Source organism: Sphingobium sp. JAI105 (genome assembly GCF_015752145.1).
Lineage (GTDB): Bacteria > Pseudomonadota > Alphaproteobacteria > Sphingomonadales > Sphingomonadaceae > Sphingobium > Sphingobium xenophagum.
In genome coordinates this window covers 171187-185868 of sequence record NZ_JADOUC010000002.1, presented here as the reverse complement: position 1 = coordinate 185868, position 14682 = coordinate 171187, and the positions used below count along the sequence as shown (strand labels likewise).

Below are 14682 nucleotides of genomic sequence, written 5' to 3'. Positions count from 1 at the left end.
GTAACGCCCGATTCCATGTCTTTTACAAAGCCTGTGAGCGAACGCCGAAAACATTCGATTTGATACGGAATATTCGAGGAATTCGGAGGATTATTCCGCGAAATGCCATTCAAACCACATCCTACGCCTCTCAATGTCGATACGAATTTGGGGAGCCAAGACAATGGTTGCACGCGAGATGGAAACGCAACGTGACCAGCGGCGCAATGGCCCCGGTTTGCAAGCCGCAGGACTATTGATCGCTGGGCTCATGGTCAGCGGTTGCGGCGGGATACAGGAGAAAGCTGCTCCCGTTGTTGGATCGACAACGCATGCTCGGCGCGTCTTTGCGGCATGCTGGAAGACGGCCGGCGAAGGTCATGCGCGCGAGCGACGAGGCCCGCAGCATAGCCTTCGCTATTATTACGGCCTGCACCGGGACGCAGTCAGGGGGCAATGTGGTGCATATGCAGACCGAACAAATGCGAGACTATGGGAGAAGATCAATAAGAAATATCCGGGGCGTTCTGCTTCTGAGGCATTTGAAAAATCGTGCGGAGACGCCCTCAAAGTCGCGCATCATTACCAATATGACCTAACGCATTTTAGTGGTCACTTGGCCTTGTGCCGCATGATGGCTGAAGAATTGGAAAATTGAACAGGTTGGAGACTCGTATGAGACTGGTTCGAACATTATCCGTTGCACTGGGCGTAAGCACGTTGCTGGCCGCAACCGCGCCGGTCGGCGCGCACGGCATCTGGTTCGCGCAGCGGGCGCGCCAACTGGCGCTGGTCTATGGCGTTGGCGCCGACGATCTGGACGCCGTCAAGCGCTTGCCATTGGTCAAGACGGTCACCGGCTATGACAGCGATTGGGCACCCGTCACCACCTCTCTTCGCGCCGCCGGTGCGATCCCGGTCGTCGATAGCGACGAACCGGTCGCGGCCGTCGCGGCCATCATGGACTATGGCTATTGGAGCAAGACCCCGGACGGCGAGTGGCATAACAAGGGTCGCGACGAAGTCCCCAACGCGACGCTTGCCGAGCATAATTTCAAATATGCGGTCCATCTGACGCAAATGCCGACCAAGCCGGTGCCGCTGTTCGAAAGGCACATGCTCCAGCTCGTTCCCGCCGACCTTGCCATCCCCCAGAAGATGGGCGAGCCGATGAAGGTGCGCGTCTATTACAAGGGCAAGCCTGCCGCTGGCGCCACCGTCATGCAGGATTATGTCAACGATCCCGACGAAGTCGCCCCGGCCAAGACCGGCGCTGATGGCACCGCCACGATCAAGCTGCGCAATCAGGGTATCAACGTGCTGATGGCGATCTACGTCGGCCAGACGACTGACAAGAAGGTGGATCATGAGGAATATCGCGCCTCGCTGTCCTTCGTCCTTCCACACCTGCCCGAATAAGTCTTTCGGCCAATCCATTGGAGACATGTATTATGAAGATCGATCTTTTCCGCGCGGGGCTTGCTGCCCTGGCGCTTGCCGCGCTTCCCTCTTCCGCCTTCGCGCATGGCAGCATGAAGCCGCAACATGGCGGCCTCGTACAGATGTCGGGTGAAACCCTGATCGAACTGGTGACCGGCCCCAAGGGTGTCGATGTCTATCTGAGCGAAGAAGATGAGCCGGTGCCTGCCGCCGGTTACACCGCCAAGCTAACCCAGACGGTAGGGAGCGCCAAGACCGAAGCGGCGCTCAAGGCTGCCGGGGGCAACAAGCTGACTGCTGCCGGCTTCAAGGCGGCCAAGGGCGCGAAACTCGTTGTGGCCCTGGTCGACAAGAGCGGCGCAAAAATCTTCGCGACGTTCCAGACCAAGTAAAGGCGCCGACATGCACAGCGCGATCCGGTTTCCGCGCCAACCCCAGATATTGCGGCGGATCGTGCTGCTGCTTGTGGGCTTGGCTTTCGCGTTCCTGAGCTCAACGCTCTGGGCGCATGGCGTCAACGAGAATGACAAGGCCTTCATCGAAGGTGCGTCAGGCGTCAACATCATCCCCTATATGTATCTGGGGGCCAAGCACATGGTCACCGGCTACGACCATCTGCTATTCCTGGCCGGGGTCATCTTCTTCCTCTATCGGCTCAAAGATGTGGGCGCTTATGTGACGCTGTTCGCGATCGGGCACAGCAGTACGCTGTTGCTGGGCGTCATCTTCGATATCCGCGCCAACCCCTACATCATCGACGCGATCATCGGCCTGTCAGTGGTCTACAAGGCGATCGACAATCTGGACGGGTTCAAGACCTGGTTCGGCGTATCCCCTAATCCCAAGGCGGCGGTGCTGATCTTTGGTTTCTTCCATGGCTTTGGCCTAGCCACCAAGATCCAGGAACTGACGCTGGCCGAGGACGGGCTGATCCCCAACCTCATCAGCTTCAACGTGGGCGTTGAGATGGGTCAGTTCATGGCGCTGACCGTGATCCTCCTGCTGATGAACCTGTGGCGCATGTCGTCCAGTTTCAACCGAACGGCCATCGTCGCCAACGCCGCGCTCATGACCGCCGGCTTCGTCCTCATCGGCTTCCAGTTGGCCGGCTACTTTACCCAGGATGCCTGACATGACCATGCAAACTGCTTCCGCACTTCCGACCTCGATCAAGCCCTCGCCTTCCACGCTTGCCAAGGCGACCGGCGGCGCGGCCATCGCGGCCGTTGCTATTCTCACTTTGTTCGTGCTGCCGGCCGAATATGGCATCGATCCCACCGGCGTCGGCACGGCGCTTGGCCTGAACGGCATGGTCGCCGGTGAAGCGGCCGAAACAGCCCCCGCGCCGGCGTCGGAAGCTGCTGCCCCAAGCGACATCGCGATCCCGACTAAGGCGACCATCGCCAAGTCGGCCGCATGGCGACAGGACGAGATGACCATCACGCTAGCGCCCCATAGCGTGCAAGAGGTGAAGGCGCACATGGTCAAGGGTGACAGCTTCATCTTCCAGTGGAAGTCGACAGGTGGTCCGGTGAAGGCCGAAATGCACGGCGAAAAAACCGGCGTCACCGACGGCTCCTTCACTGACTATTGGAAGGAACTCGAACTCATCGGCGGTCAGGGCGACTTCACTGCGCCCTTCGATGGCACGCACGGCTGGTATTTCCGCAACAAGGGCGAAACGCCGATCACCGTCACCGTCAAGACGGTCGGCTTCTACAAGGATCTCTTCCTGCCCAAGGGTGAGTGAAGAGCCAGGCGAGGGATAATCAGATGAACAGCATTGCGGGCCAGGCGCCCCTTACAGCCCTAAACCCCGGCATAACATCGCCGGTCGTCGCTGCAAAGGCGCGCACGCGGTTGATCGCCATCGACGCGCTGCGCGGTTTGGTGATGCTGTTCATGCTGGTCGATCATGTCCGCGAAACATGGTTCCTGCATTTGCAGGTCACGGATCCCGTTGACGCGAATATAACCGATCCGGGCCTGTTCTTCACCCGCCTGCTCTCCACCTTCTGCGCGCCGACTTTCGTCGCGCTGACCGGCCTTTCGGCATGGCTCTATGGCCAGTCGCATAGTCGGGCCCAGGTGTCTGAGTTCCTGCTGAAGCGCGGGCTTTTCCTGATCTTCCTGGAATTCACGATCGTCTGCTACGCTTGGCCGACACAGGCCAACACATTCCCGCCGCCCACTATCTGGTTCCAGGTGATCTATACGATCGGCATCAGCATGATTGCGCTGGCGGCGCTGCTCCATCTGCCGCGCCCTGCGCAGTTCGCTCTGGGGTTGGCGATCGTCTGCCTTCACAATCTGCTCGATCCGATTCGTCTGAGCCCGGATTCGCCCTTCTTCATTCCATGGGCGATGCTCCACCAGCGCGACAAGTTCGAGATCGCCGGGATCCTGTTCAAGACAACATATCCGGTGCTGCCCTGGATCGGCATCATCCTGTTAGGCTATGCCTGCGGTCCGTGGTTCGCGCGGGGCACCGATCCCAAGCCAAGGATCAAGCGGCTGGCTATGCTGGGCCTGGGCCTGCTTGTCGGCTTCCTGCTCATCCGCACGCTTAATTTCTATGGCGACAAGCCCTGGTTCATTGCGGACACGCCGTTGCGAACCGTCATGAGCTTCCTCGCGCTCACCAAATATCCGCCATCGCTGCTCTTCCTGATGCTGACCGTGGGCACCGGATGCTTGTTGCTGGCGCTGTGCGAGAAGTTCGTGGATAGCAAGGTGATGCCAACGCTCGCCATGCTGGGCGGCGCACCGATGTTCTACTACATCCTCCATCTCTACACGCTCAAGCTGCTCTACAATATCGCGATGCTGCTTTACGGCCCGACGAAGGGCGCCGTGTTCGGTGTGGATAATCTGAGGTGGGTATGGATCTGGGTGTTTATATTGATCCCGGTTCTCTATTTTCCGACGAGATGGTTCGCCCGGCTCAAGCAGCGCCGCAAGGATATCTGGTGGCTGAAATATCTTTGATTGCGAGATACCGCTGGTTCAATGTGATCCAGGAGGCAGCATCGTTGCAGCGTGAAACGGAGCAGCTGCCAGTCCGTCTTCGCAGCAGTTTGCCCGTTTACAAATGGAATTGCGGACGGTCTGCTACCGAGATGAGAAATTTGGCCGCCAAGCGTCTTATTTGGGTCGGTTTTGCCAAGCGCCGGACGATGCATAGTGGCTAAGTCGGCGTTCATCGGCGCTGCTGCGCACGACAACTCTCGACAAAAACAGATGTCAAAAAGCCTCGGAGATTCAGCGCTGACAAGGAAATCGCAAAAAGGCTCATTCTCCGTCGGCCCCAAGGTCTAGCGGTGTTCTCGATTGGCGGTGGTCCACGGTATGTAGGACAACTACGTCACCGGCGGCGAGATGATATTTGATGTGCCGTGCTCTGAGATGGCACCACTCCGGCATCTACGCATTCATAGCCGAATGACCGCCTCCATTGCCTTTGTCGGTGCCGGACCGACCACCCTCTATACGCTCAAGGCGTTTGTTGAGCATGCAACCCGCCCCGGGAGGATCACCATCTTCGAGCAACAGGCGCGGGCCGGTCTTGGTACGCCATATCGTCCGGGATGGAACGATCCGGCCATGCTCTCGAACATTGCGAGCGTCGAAATCCCGCCGCTGTGCGAGACGCTTCTTTCCTGGCTCAACCGTCAAAGCCGCAAGCGCCTCATCAGCGTGGGAATTGACCCCAATGACGTTGATGACCGCGCTTTCTATCCGCGCGTTGCACTGGGGCGATACTTCCTTGACCAGTTCGACATGCTGGTGGACGAGGCGCGTGGTAAGGGGTTCATCGTCGATATTCGAACTGGCCGCCGCGTTCTGGATATGTCGGTCCAGGGCAACGGCGTTCAATTGGAGATTGAAGGGGAGGACGAGCACATAGCCGACAATCGTTTCGACTTCGTCGTCATGGCGACTGGCCATCAGTGGCCGGAGGAGCCTGAGGCGCGGCCTGGCTATTTTCTCAGCCCTTGGCCAGCTTCGGCCCTTAAGCGCATCAACGCCGTCAATGTTGGCATTCGCGGCAGCTCTCTCACGGCGATCGACGCCGTCGTCGCCCTGGCCACTGCGCATGGCGCATTCATAGATGGTGCGGATGGTAGCGTTGAATATCGGATCGGGGCAGGTTCGGAAGGACTTGCGATGACGATGATGTCGCGCAAGGGGCTGTTGCCTGAAGCGGATTTCTACCATCCGATACCCTATGAGCCGCTGGCCTTTTGTACGCATGAAGCGATCGCAACGTTGATCGAGGCTCAGCCCGAGGATCTTCTTGAGCAGGCCTATGCGCTTTTCAAGCAGGAACTGGCGCACACCGATCCTGCATATGCCGATCATGTCGGGCTGGCCGATCTGGCCTTGGAAGATTTCGCGGAGCGCTTCTTCGCCGACCGTGCGGACGCTGATCCGTTTGAATGGGCCGCCACGAATCTGCGGGAGGCGCAGGCAAATTTCGACCAAGAAATCACCGTGCCTTGGCGCTACGCGATCCTACGGATGCACGAGGTCCTGGCGCTGATCATCCCGCATCTTGACGAAGAGGCACTGGAATCGTTCGGCAAGCATTTGAAGCCTGCCTTCGTCGATGAATATGCGAGCGTTCCCCATCTCTCCATCCAGCGACTCCTCGCTCTGCATCGCGCAGGCCATCTTGATGTGCTGGCGCTTGGAAACGACTATCGCGTGGAGACGCATGGGGTAGATCCCGGCGTCAACGTCGTCATTAACGGAAAGCGGCGCCACTATAACGTGTTCATCGATGCGACTGGCCAACGCCCGCTCGAAGCCGACGATTTCCCATTTCCTGCGCTTCTTGAACAACGAATCGTTCTGGACGCGCAAAATGCAGACGCGGGCGCCACCAAGGGCATCTCTGTGGATGAGACATTCCACCCAACATCTCCCGATCCGCGCGCGCAACGGCTATTCTGTCTCAGCCTTCCCTTCATCCTGGGTCGCCATCCCTTTGTTCAGGGGATCACCAGTTCGCACGAGATGGGCGGTATAGTGGGTGAAGAACTGGCTCGCATGGTTGCTGCCCCTGTTCGGGCTGACGCGGCATGAAACTGTTCGCAATCTACATCGGCGGCGAACATCCTGCCGCTCACATAGAAATTCATGATGTACGGTTCATAGTGGCACCATCCTTGAAAGCGACGCATGATGCGCTTCGTCGCCAATGGTGGGGCACGCCCGGCACGCTGCATATCGATTGTTGGGCCGAGATCGACCATGCGGACGGTTATGACGTTGAACTGCGGCCTGACCCATATAAGGGGCGCGAACGGCTCTTTTTCGTCAATCTAGGTGGTTACGACCCGGTTGACTTTGCAGAACAGCATCGAAACATGTTCGTTGTGGCCGAAAATGTGACCCAGGCCAAGGCGCGAGCGATGGCAACGATCCCAGCGTGGAAAGAAGGCCATCGCGATGATCTATATGTGGCTGAGAAGGCGTTCGCTCTCAATGAAGTTATTGGCGAAAAACTTCACATCCACCTGATCGCCACGCAAACGGCGCGCCCCCCGAAATTTGCCTGCCGTTACACTCCGATAAAGTAAGTGAACACGAAAACGCCGCCCTGAGGAGGGCGGCGTATCGTTCAGCAGAAATGAGAGACTACTTCGCTTCTGTGCCTGGTTCAGAAGTCTTTGGCGCTTTGCCATCTTCTATCCGGCCCTCATTACGCAGATCGCGCCCTTCCTGTGCCTTCTTTTGGCTTTCGGCTGATTTGCCGTGCTCGAACGCCTCTTCCTTGATGTAGCCAGCTGCTTCTTTTGCTTTTCCTTCGATGCTCATCAGTCTCTCCTATGTGACACTGCTTTGATAACGAGCCGAGTTAGTCAGTGTTCCCTTGATTGATTGGAACGTGACACGCAGGAATTTTACATTAAATTTTCGCCGATGATTTGAAGAAAAACCGCTGTTTTGAGCAGGCCTGTCCTTACCGCCCTGTGTCGCAGCGCGAACGCTGCGACGGAACCCAGGGCTATTAAAATCATTACGGCTTCGGCGTAAGTCTGGCCAAACAGTTTTAAGGGGGGAATGTGACAAACGACTGGCGTGACATTTTCCCTGGCGATTCCAAAATGAGTGCAATCATGCGAGCGCATGATTGGAACGCATCCAACTTAGGTCCGCCTGATCGATGGTCCGAAGAACTCAAGGCGTCGCTACGGCTCATGCTCCTGTCTCGGTTTGAGATGTGGCTTGGCTGGGGAGAAGACCTCACCTTCTTCTACAATGACGCCTATATTCCCACCTTGGGCTCCAAACATCCCAGAGCGCTGGGTCGGCCCATGGCGCAGGTATGGAAGGAGGTCTTTGAGGACGTCAAGGATCGCATCGTCTCAGTCATGCAAGATGGGGTTGCGACCTGGGACGAACAGTTGCTTCTGCTCCTTGAGCGCAACGGCTATCCCGAAGAGACGTATCATACATTCTCTTACAGTCCTCTGATGGGTCGCGGGGGTGCTGTCGAAGGCCTGATGTGCGTCGTTCGCGAGGAGACGGACAGGGTTATAAGTGAACGGCGCATCAAACAATTGAATGATCTGGCCGCCGCGTTGCTCCGATCAAAAAGTCGGTCTGACGTGATCGAAGCAGTGCAAGGCCATTTTGGCAGCGAGAGCCGGGACTTTCCGTTCGCGAACCTACAGCTGTTCGACTTGCCTGAAAGCCTTGATCCCGGCACTGGAGACGATGCGGATTGGCCAGTCGTCGCGATTCAAAGAGGCGGAAAACAGGCCGTAGAAACGCTGGGTGGCGCTTTGTCGAAGTTGCCGACCGGACCGTGGGAGATACCGCCGCGCGATGCGTTGATCGTAGCTATCGAGCAGCCTGGCGAAGCGCAAGCCGTCGGTGCACTTGTTCTGGGATTGAATCCCTACCGCCTGCTCGACGAAGCAACTCGTGATTTCGCCAACCTTATTGCCGCGCAGATAGCGGGGTCGCTTGCCACCATCGATGCCGTGTCTGCCCAGCGACGGGACCGCGATCGTCTGTGGTCGCTTAGCCAGGACCTGATGCTGGTTTGCGACTTTGATGGCGTCATTCGCTTGGTGAACCCATCCGCGACCCGGCTCCTGGGGTGGCAAGAGGATGAAATGGTTGGACAGGTCCTGGCCGATTTCGTCCATCCCGACGATTTATCTGCCACAGCCAAGGAAGTCGAAAAGCTGGCTCAGGGCGTTACGACCCTTTTGTTCGAGAACCGCTATCGCTGCCAGGACGGCAGCTATCGATTGCTCGACTGGAACGCTGTGCCGGACGCGGGCCGCATCCACGCCGTGGCGCGCGATATAACCCGGGAGCGCCAACTCGCCCGCGACCGGGAGCGGATCTGGGCGCTCTCGCCGATCGTCAAGGTGGTGGCGACGACCCAAGGCATTATCAATGCCGTCAATCCATCTTGGACGAACACGCTGGGGTGGAGCGAAGCTGATACAGTCGGCCGCAATATCTTGGAGTTTGTAGCGCAGGAGCAAGAAGCCGCGCAGCAGCGGTTGGCGAAACTCTCCGAATCCAACGCTGCTGTAGTCGAGTCACAAAGCGTTTTTCGCGCAAAGGATGGCAGTCACCGACGCTTCGCTTGGACTACCGTTCCAGAAGCCGGGATGCTCTATCTGTTCGGCCGCGATATCACCGCCGAAACCGAAGCGGCCAATGCCCTTGCAGCGACCGAGGAGGCGTTGCGCCAAAGCCAGAAGATGGAGGCGGTGGGGCAGTTAACCGGTGGCATCGCGCATGATTTCAACAATCTGCTGGCCGGGGTTCTCGGAAATCTGGAATTGCTGGAACTGCGTATTTCCCAGGGTCGTCTGGAGGCTATCGGTCGCCATCTCGAAACCGCGCAGGGCGCGGCAAAGCGGGCTGCCGCGTTGACGCAGCGACTGCTCGCCTTTTCCCGCCGACAGACGCTGGATCCCACAGCCGTCAATATAAACCGGCTAATTTCTGGTTTGGAAGACCTCATACGCCGTACTGTCGGGCCCTCCATAGAGATCGAAGTGGTTGGATCGGGCGGTTTGTGGATGACGTTGGTCGATCGCTACCAGCTTGAAAATGCGCTTTTGAACCTTTGCATCAATGCGCGAGACGCGATGCCGGATGGCGGACGATTGACGATCGAAACAGCCAATAAGTGGCTAGACAACCGCATGGCCCGCGAACGCGAGCTACCCCCTGGTCAATATGTGTCGCTATGCGTGAGTGACACCGGAACAGGCATGACGCCCGACGTGATCGCCCGCGCCTTTGATCCGTTCTTCACGACCAAGCCTCTGGGCGAAGGCACCGGTCTTGGTCTCTCAATGATCTATGGCTTCGTGCGGCAATCGGGAGGGCAGGTGAGGATTTATTCGGAGGTCGGCGCAGGCACGACCATGTGCCTCTACCTTCCAAGGCATATGGGACCGGCAATTGAGATCGAACAGGAGTTGCGGCCGACGCAGCGTGACGCTGGGGGGCACGGGGAGACCGTGCTGGTCATCGATGACGAGGCTTCCGTTCGCTCGCTGATCGTCGATGTCCTTACCGACGGGGGATATCACGTCATTGAAGCCGCAGATGGTCCCAGCGGCCTAAAGGTGCTTCAGTCGGATCTGCGCATCGACCTTCTCATCACGGATGTGGGCTTGCCCGGCGGAATGAATGGCCGTCAGGTAGCAGATGCCGGCCGAGTGGGACGTCCCAAACTCAAGATTTTGTTCATCACTGGCTATGCGGAAAATGCCGTCATCGGCAACGGATTGCTGGAGCATGATATGCACGTGATCACCAAACCCTTCGGAATCGAGACCATCGTCAGCAAGGTTCGTGAGATGATTGACGAAGGTGACAAACTAGGCAGCCGATCAGCGACCGGCCACTCTGATCCTTAAGCGGCCACCTTAGCGCGTCTTCCGGCTTTTCATTTTTGAACCGGACTTTTTGCCGTTGGCGGAACCAGCGACATCGTCCCGCCGTTAGCTCGCCACTTGTAGGAGAGCGCATGGTGGAAGAGAAGAGGATGGGCCAGAATCAGGAAGCGGATCAACGGCCAGCAGCGACGGGCAGCCTCTATGAGCAGGCCGCTCCGAAATCCAACGCTTCCCCATCGCAGAAAGAACGAACGATGACTGCGACTGCGCGGGCGCGCGCAGATCGCGACAGGGCGGCGTTGCGTGCAACGGGCCATGGCGATCATCAGGGCGAAGAAGGCTTTTGAGTCGTCTTACCCTCGGACCTGATATGGTCGATGTTAGCGCCGCGGTGGAGGAATGAGCACGTCACAGGGAATTGGCGAGACCATATTGATGCTGCTCGACGCGCTGGACGCGGGCGATCTGCTCTATCTGGCCGATGACGAGCAGGAGGCCGAAGCGGCAGCCAGTGCGCTCATGTCCTTGGTGCCTGACAATCATGTCGTCTTTCTGCCGTCGAGTGACACCTTGCCCGGTGACGGAGCGCCAGCGTCCCCTTCCAACATCGGGAAACGTGTCGCCGCCTTGCGACACCTTCGGCGGCTTGGGGAGGAGTCCAAGCGCCTTCCTCTTGCAACCATCATGAGCGGCGAAGGGGCCGCGCGGCTTTATGCGGACCCCGCTGCCTTCGACGCCGCGCCCCCCAGCTTGCAAGTTGGCGAACCGATCGATCCCATCCAGTTCGCCGCTGAAATGGAAAGGCTTGGTTATATCGCCGACGATCGCGTCGACGAACCAGGTGAGGTGGCGGTCCGCGGCGAGGTCATAGACATTTTTCCGGCAGATGCCGGGCTGCCGGCCCGGATCGATGTCGCCGATGGGCGCGTCGTCGGGATCCGGCGTTATGATCCGATCACGCAGCGCACGCAGGCGCCGTGCGAGGTGCTGGAGATCGGCCGCGCGGCCGAACCGGAGCCTGAGCGGGAGGTCACCATTCTCGCCCATCTGCGGCCGGGGCGGCTTTATGTTTCGGCAAAGGCCGAGCAGCGTCGCGCGCGTTTCATTCGCCTGGCCACCCAAGCAGCCGGTAATTCGGGTTCTGCGATCGATGCCGCATCCCAGTCACTATGGGCGAAGGATCTTGCGGCTTGGCGTTCAGGCGATCCGGCGGATTTCGCCATATCGCCCATCCCTCGCTTTGCGGAGCAGCGCTCACCCCTATCGGCGCTGAAGCGCTTTGCGGCACCGCTTGTGCAGGAAGGTAAGTGTCTACTGCTGGTCGGCAGCGAGCGGGATGTCCGTTTCCTCCGGCCCAAAATCGCCAAGACGTTCAAGGCTACGGTCGAGGCTATCGACGTGATCGCGGCCGTCGATACGCTTGAGCCGGGCGCGATAGCTGCGCTGGTTGCGCCGATCGACCGGGGCGCTGTTGGCACGAAGCTCGTGATGATCGCTGCCGCTGATCTTCTGGGTAGCCGGGCTTTGATTGGCGCGACGCAGGACAATGTTGCCGCCGGGCTTGCCCAGGCGGGCGGCGACATTCGTGCGGGCGATCTGGTCGTGCATGAGGATCATGGCGTCGCGCGCGTGCTGGGCCTGGAGCCAGCTCCCGGCGATGGCGATGCAGAACTGATCGCTCTTGAATATGCCAATGGCGCCCGGCGGCTCGTTCCCTGCCAGGAGGCCGGTTTGCTATGGCGTTATGGCGCCGATGGCGATGCGGTGCGGCTCGACAAGCTGGACGGATCGACCTGGGAAAAGCGGCGCGGGGCGATTGACGAGGCGGTGGCCCAAAGCGCGCGAGATCTTCTTCGACTGGCGCGGGAGAGGGCCGATGTCAAAGCCGCGATCATCGAACCCGATAGCGCCGCTTATGAACGATTTGTCGCCAGCTTCCCGTTCAACGAAACGGCCGATCAGGCGCGGGCGATCCAGGCGGTACGGGACGACCTGACCAGCGGACAGCCGATGGATCGCCTGGCTATCGGTGATGTGGGCTATGGCAAAACGGAGGTCGCCTTGCGGGCCGCCGCGCTTGCCGCCCTTGCAGGCTATCAAGTCATACTGGCCGCGCCCACGACGGTTCTCGTTCGGCAACATATCGATACGTTCCAGCGCCGCTTTGCCGATACGGGCGTGGTCGTCGCTGGCCTGTCGCGCCTTTCGAGTGCGGCGGAGAAGAAGGCGGCGAAGGCCGGGCTGGCCGACGGGTCCATCGGCATCGTCATCGGCACGGCTGCGGTGATGGCGAAGGATATACGCTATGCCCAATTGGGGCTTGTCATCATCGACGAAGAACAGCGCTTCGGCGCGGCCGACAAGGCAAGGCTGCGGGGACGCACCGACCTTCATCTGCTGGCGATGAGCGCGACGCCGATCCCCCGGACGTTGCACCGCGCGATGATTGGCCTGCAACAGATGTCGGTGATCGCGACGCCGCCCGCCCGTCGCCAGCCGATCCGGACGAGCCTTGCCAGCCCCGACGATGCGATGATCAGGACGGCGCTTCTGCGTGAACGGTCGCGTGGGGGACAGAGCTTTGTCGTCGTGCCCCGTATCGAGGATCTCGCGCCCCTGGCCGAACGGCTGGCGCGGATCGTGCCGGACCTCGCGCTGATCGAAGCGCATGGCAAGATGCCGGTGGCCGCCATCGACGATGCCATGGTCCGCTTTGGCGGTGGCGAAGGCGATGTCCTGCTCGCGACCAATATCATCGAGGCGGGGCTGGACGTGCCGCGCGCCAACACGATGATCGTCTGGCGCGCCGACCGCTTCGGCCTCGCCCAGCTTCATCAGTTGCGCGGGCGGGTGGGCCGCGGCAATCGCCGGGGCCAGGTCATTTTGCTGACCGAAGCGGGAGAGATTGCCGAACGCACGATGAAGCGGCTGCGCACGCTGGCGACCTACGACCGGCTGGGTGGGGGCTTTGCGATCAGTGCAGCCGATCTCGATCAACGGGGCGCTGGCGATCCTCTGGCCTACACGCAGGCCGGGCATATGAAGCTGATCGGCATCGACCTCTACCAACATCTGTTCGAAGCGGCGTTGAAAGAGGCGCGGGGGGAGGACGCCGGACTGTGGACACCTGAACTCAATCTGGGCAGCACGGGCGGCTTGCCATCGGACTGGATACCCGACCCCGACATCCGCCTGGGCCTCTATGTCAGGCTTTCGCGGCTTGTCGATGAGGCTGGGCTCAGCGCTCTGGAGGAGGAACTGGCGGATAGATTTGGTCCGCTGCCCCCCGCTGCCGAACGTCTGATCGAGGCCAACAGGATTGCTATCCTCGCACGCGCGGCCGGAATTGCACGCGTCGATGCAGGCCCGGCCGCGATAGCGCTGACGCCGCGCGAAACCGATAGCAATATGAGCCAATGTGCAGGGCTGTCCGAAAAAAACGGCCGCTGGCTTTTGAAGGCGCACACGGACGAGGCTGATAGGCTCGCACGGGTGACCGACCTGCTCGAAAGCATTGGCGCTTAGCGGAACTAACGCTCCGACATTGCGTCGATCAATCTTATCTGCGGCACTGGGATTGTCGTGCCATCAAGAGAGCTTGCTCCACATGAAGATAGCGATCGTTACAGGCGGTGCTCAGGGCATTGGCAAAGGCATCACACAGGCCCTGCTGACGCAGGGCTGGAGAGTGGCGGTGTTGGACCTGGATGCCGAAGCGGTTCGTGACCTTTCTGACGAAATGCCGACCGACAAGCTTATGGCGATCCGGGCTGATGTCGCCAGCGAGCGTGACGTCGAAAAAGCGTTCGACAAGATTACAGCCTGGACCAAGGCGGCGGAAGAGGCCGAGGGCATCGATCTGCTCGTATCCAATGCGGGCCTCGCCAATCCGGTCAGCGGTCCGATCGAAAAACTGGCGCTCAAGAAATGGCAGGCGTGGCAGGACAGCCATGTGACCGGCGCTTTTCTGATGGTGCGCGCCGCTGTGCCGCTCCTGCGCCAGCGTAACGGAGCGATCGTCATCATGGCGTCGACCCGCGCGATCCAGTCGGAACCCGATACGGAGGCCTATGCTGCGGCCAAGGGCGCGCTCTGCGCCCTGACCCATGCGCTGGCGATCAGCCTTGGCCCCGCCATCCGCGTCAACGCCGTTTTGCCCGGCTGGATTGAAACCCGTCCCTGGGCAAAAGCACAGGTGCGCGAAGCGGTGGAACATCGCGCTATTGATCGGGAGCAGCATCCGTTGGGCCGGGTCGGCGAACCGTCCGACATCGCGGCCACCGTCCTGTTTCTGGCGTCCGAAGGTGCGGGCTTCATCACGGGCCAGCAGATCACCGTCGATGGCGGCATGACCAGAAAAATGATCTACGCGCATTGA

General features: G+C 59.7%; 13 protein-coding genes. 12 read left to right on the top strand and 1 reads right to left on the bottom strand.

The genetic code is table 11. The features are described from left to right. Positions 1-163 precede the first annotated feature (163 nt). The 8 genes from IWY39_RS18355 to IWY39_RS18320 all read left to right on the top strand — a co-directional run bounded on the left by IWY39_RS18355 (position 164) and on the right by IWY39_RS18320 (position 7004). Positions 164-637, top strand: coding sequence for a hypothetical protein (locus IWY39_RS18355; RefSeq protein WP_145169849.1), 474 nt, complete (start codon positions 164-166; stop codon positions 635-637). Between the two features lie 17 nt (positions 638-654). Continuing rightward, entirely contained in the window at positions 655-1398 is a 744-nt protein-coding gene (locus IWY39_RS18350) for a DUF4198 domain-containing protein (protein ID WP_107126000.1), read from the top strand. A 32-nt stretch (positions 1399-1430) separates the two neighbouring features. Next, positions 1431-1811: a hypothetical protein gene (locus IWY39_RS18345; RefSeq protein ID WP_107126001.1), complete on the top strand. Its 381-nt coding sequence runs from the start codon at positions 1431-1433 to the stop codon at positions 1809-1811. 10 nt (positions 1812-1821) lie between these two features. Continuing rightward, positions 1822-2550: a HupE/UreJ family protein gene (locus IWY39_RS18340; protein ID WP_107126002.1), complete on the top strand. Its 729-nt coding sequence runs from the start codon at positions 1822-1824 to the stop codon at positions 2548-2550. 1 nt (position 2551) lies between these two features. Further along, the gene (locus tag IWY39_RS18335) at positions 2552-3169 is read left to right on the top strand and encodes a hypothetical protein (RefSeq protein ID WP_181316833.1); all 618 of its coding nucleotides are present in this window, start codon (positions 2552-2554) and stop codon (positions 3167-3169) included. A 23-nt stretch (positions 3170-3192) separates the two neighbouring features. After that, positions 3193-4407, top strand: a complete 1215-nt coding sequence (locus IWY39_RS18330; protein ID WP_107126004.1) for a DUF1624 domain-containing protein — start codon at positions 3193-3195, stop codon at positions 4405-4407. Positions 4408-4797: 390 nt separating this feature from the next. Then, the gene (locus IWY39_RS18325) at positions 4798-6507 is read left to right on the top strand and encodes an FAD/NAD(P)-binding protein (protein ID WP_229380754.1); all 1710 of its coding nucleotides are present in this window, start codon (positions 4798-4800) and stop codon (positions 6505-6507) included. Continuing rightward, positions 6504-7004 (top strand): DUF1543 domain-containing protein, encoded by a 501-nt coding sequence (locus IWY39_RS18320; protein ID WP_107126006.1) that lies wholly within the window; start codon positions 6504-6506, stop codon positions 7002-7004. The genes IWY39_RS18325 and IWY39_RS18320 overlap by 4 nt, the downstream gene beginning before the upstream one ends. A gap of 58 nt (positions 7005-7062) precedes the next feature. On the opposite strand, the gene IWY39_RS18315 is transcribed toward IWY39_RS18320, so the two are convergent. After that, positions 7063-7242: a hypothetical protein gene (locus tag IWY39_RS18315; RefSeq protein ID WP_107126007.1), complete on the bottom strand. Its 180-nt coding sequence runs from the start codon at positions 7240-7242 to the stop codon at positions 7063-7065. Between the two features lie 383 nt (positions 7243-7625). Between IWY39_RS18315 and IWY39_RS18310 the strand changes: the two genes are divergently transcribed. The 4 genes from IWY39_RS18310 (at position 7626) to IWY39_RS18295 (ending at position 14682) form a co-directional block, all read left to right on the top strand. Next, complete coding sequence (locus IWY39_RS18310) at positions 7626-10325, top strand: hybrid sensor histidine kinase/response regulator (RefSeq protein WP_107126008.1); 2700 nt, start codon at positions 7626-7628, stop codon at positions 10323-10325. A 110-nt stretch (positions 10326-10435) separates the two neighbouring features. Then, on the top strand, positions 10436-10651 hold the full coding sequence (locus tag IWY39_RS18305) for a hypothetical protein (RefSeq protein ID WP_107126009.1): 216 nt from the start codon (positions 10436-10438) through the stop codon (positions 10649-10651). Between the two features lie 52 nt (positions 10652-10703). Next, positions 10704-13829 (top strand): DEAD/DEAH box helicase, encoded by a 3126-nt coding sequence (locus IWY39_RS18300; protein WP_229380755.1) that lies wholly within the window; start codon positions 10704-10706, stop codon positions 13827-13829. A gap of 82 nt (positions 13830-13911) precedes the next feature. Further along, positions 13912-14682 carry an SDR family oxidoreductase gene (locus tag IWY39_RS18295; protein ID WP_107126010.1) on the top strand — a complete coding sequence of 257 codons (771 nt, stop codon included), beginning with the start codon at positions 13912-13914 and terminating at the stop codon, positions 14680-14682.

What these genes read in the sequence shown, in the direction of transcription:
- IWY39_RS18330 (WP_107126004.1), top strand. Translation starts at nt 3,193, where the DNA reads ATGAACAGCATTGCGGGCCAGGCGCCCCTTACAGCCCTAAACCCCGGC.
- IWY39_RS18325 (WP_229380754.1), top strand. Translation starts at nt 4,798, where the DNA reads ATGATATTTGATGTGCCGTGCTCTGAGATGGCACCACTCCGGCATCTA.
- IWY39_RS18320 (WP_107126006.1), top strand. Translation starts at nt 6,504, where the DNA reads ATGAAACTGTTCGCAATCTACATCGGCGGCGAACATCCTGCCGCTCAC.
- IWY39_RS18295 (WP_107126010.1), top strand. Translation starts at nt 13,912, where the DNA reads ATGAAGATAGCGATCGTTACAGGCGGTGCTCAGGGCATTGGCAAAGGC.
- IWY39_RS18340 (WP_107126002.1), top strand. Translation starts at nt 1,822, where the DNA reads ATGCACAGCGCGATCCGGTTTCCGCGCCAACCCCAGATATTGCGGCGG.
- IWY39_RS18350 (WP_107126000.1), top strand. Translation starts at nt 655, where the DNA reads ATGAGACTGGTTCGAACATTATCCGTTGCACTGGGCGTAAGCACGTTG.
- IWY39_RS18305 (WP_107126009.1), top strand. Translation starts at nt 10,436, where the DNA reads ATGGTGGAAGAGAAGAGGATGGGCCAGAATCAGGAAGCGGATCAACGG.
- IWY39_RS18300 (WP_229380755.1), top strand. Translation starts at nt 10,704, where the DNA reads ATGAGCACGTCACAGGGAATTGGCGAGACCATATTGATGCTGCTCGAC.
- IWY39_RS18310 (WP_107126008.1), top strand. Translation starts at nt 7,626, where the DNA reads ATGCTCCTGTCTCGGTTTGAGATGTGGCTTGGCTGGGGAGAAGACCTC.
- IWY39_RS18355 (WP_145169849.1), top strand. Translation starts at nt 164, where the DNA reads ATGGTTGCACGCGAGATGGAAACGCAACGTGACCAGCGGCGCAATGGC.
- IWY39_RS18345 (WP_107126001.1), top strand. Translation starts at nt 1,431, where the DNA reads ATGAAGATCGATCTTTTCCGCGCGGGGCTTGCTGCCCTGGCGCTTGCC.
- IWY39_RS18335 (WP_181316833.1), top strand. Translation starts at nt 2,552, where the DNA reads ATGACCATGCAAACTGCTTCCGCACTTCCGACCTCGATCAAGCCCTCG.
- IWY39_RS18315 (WP_107126007.1), bottom strand. Translation starts at nt 7,242, where the DNA reads ATGAGCATCGAAGGAAAAGCAAAAGAAGCAGCTGGCTACATCAAGGAA.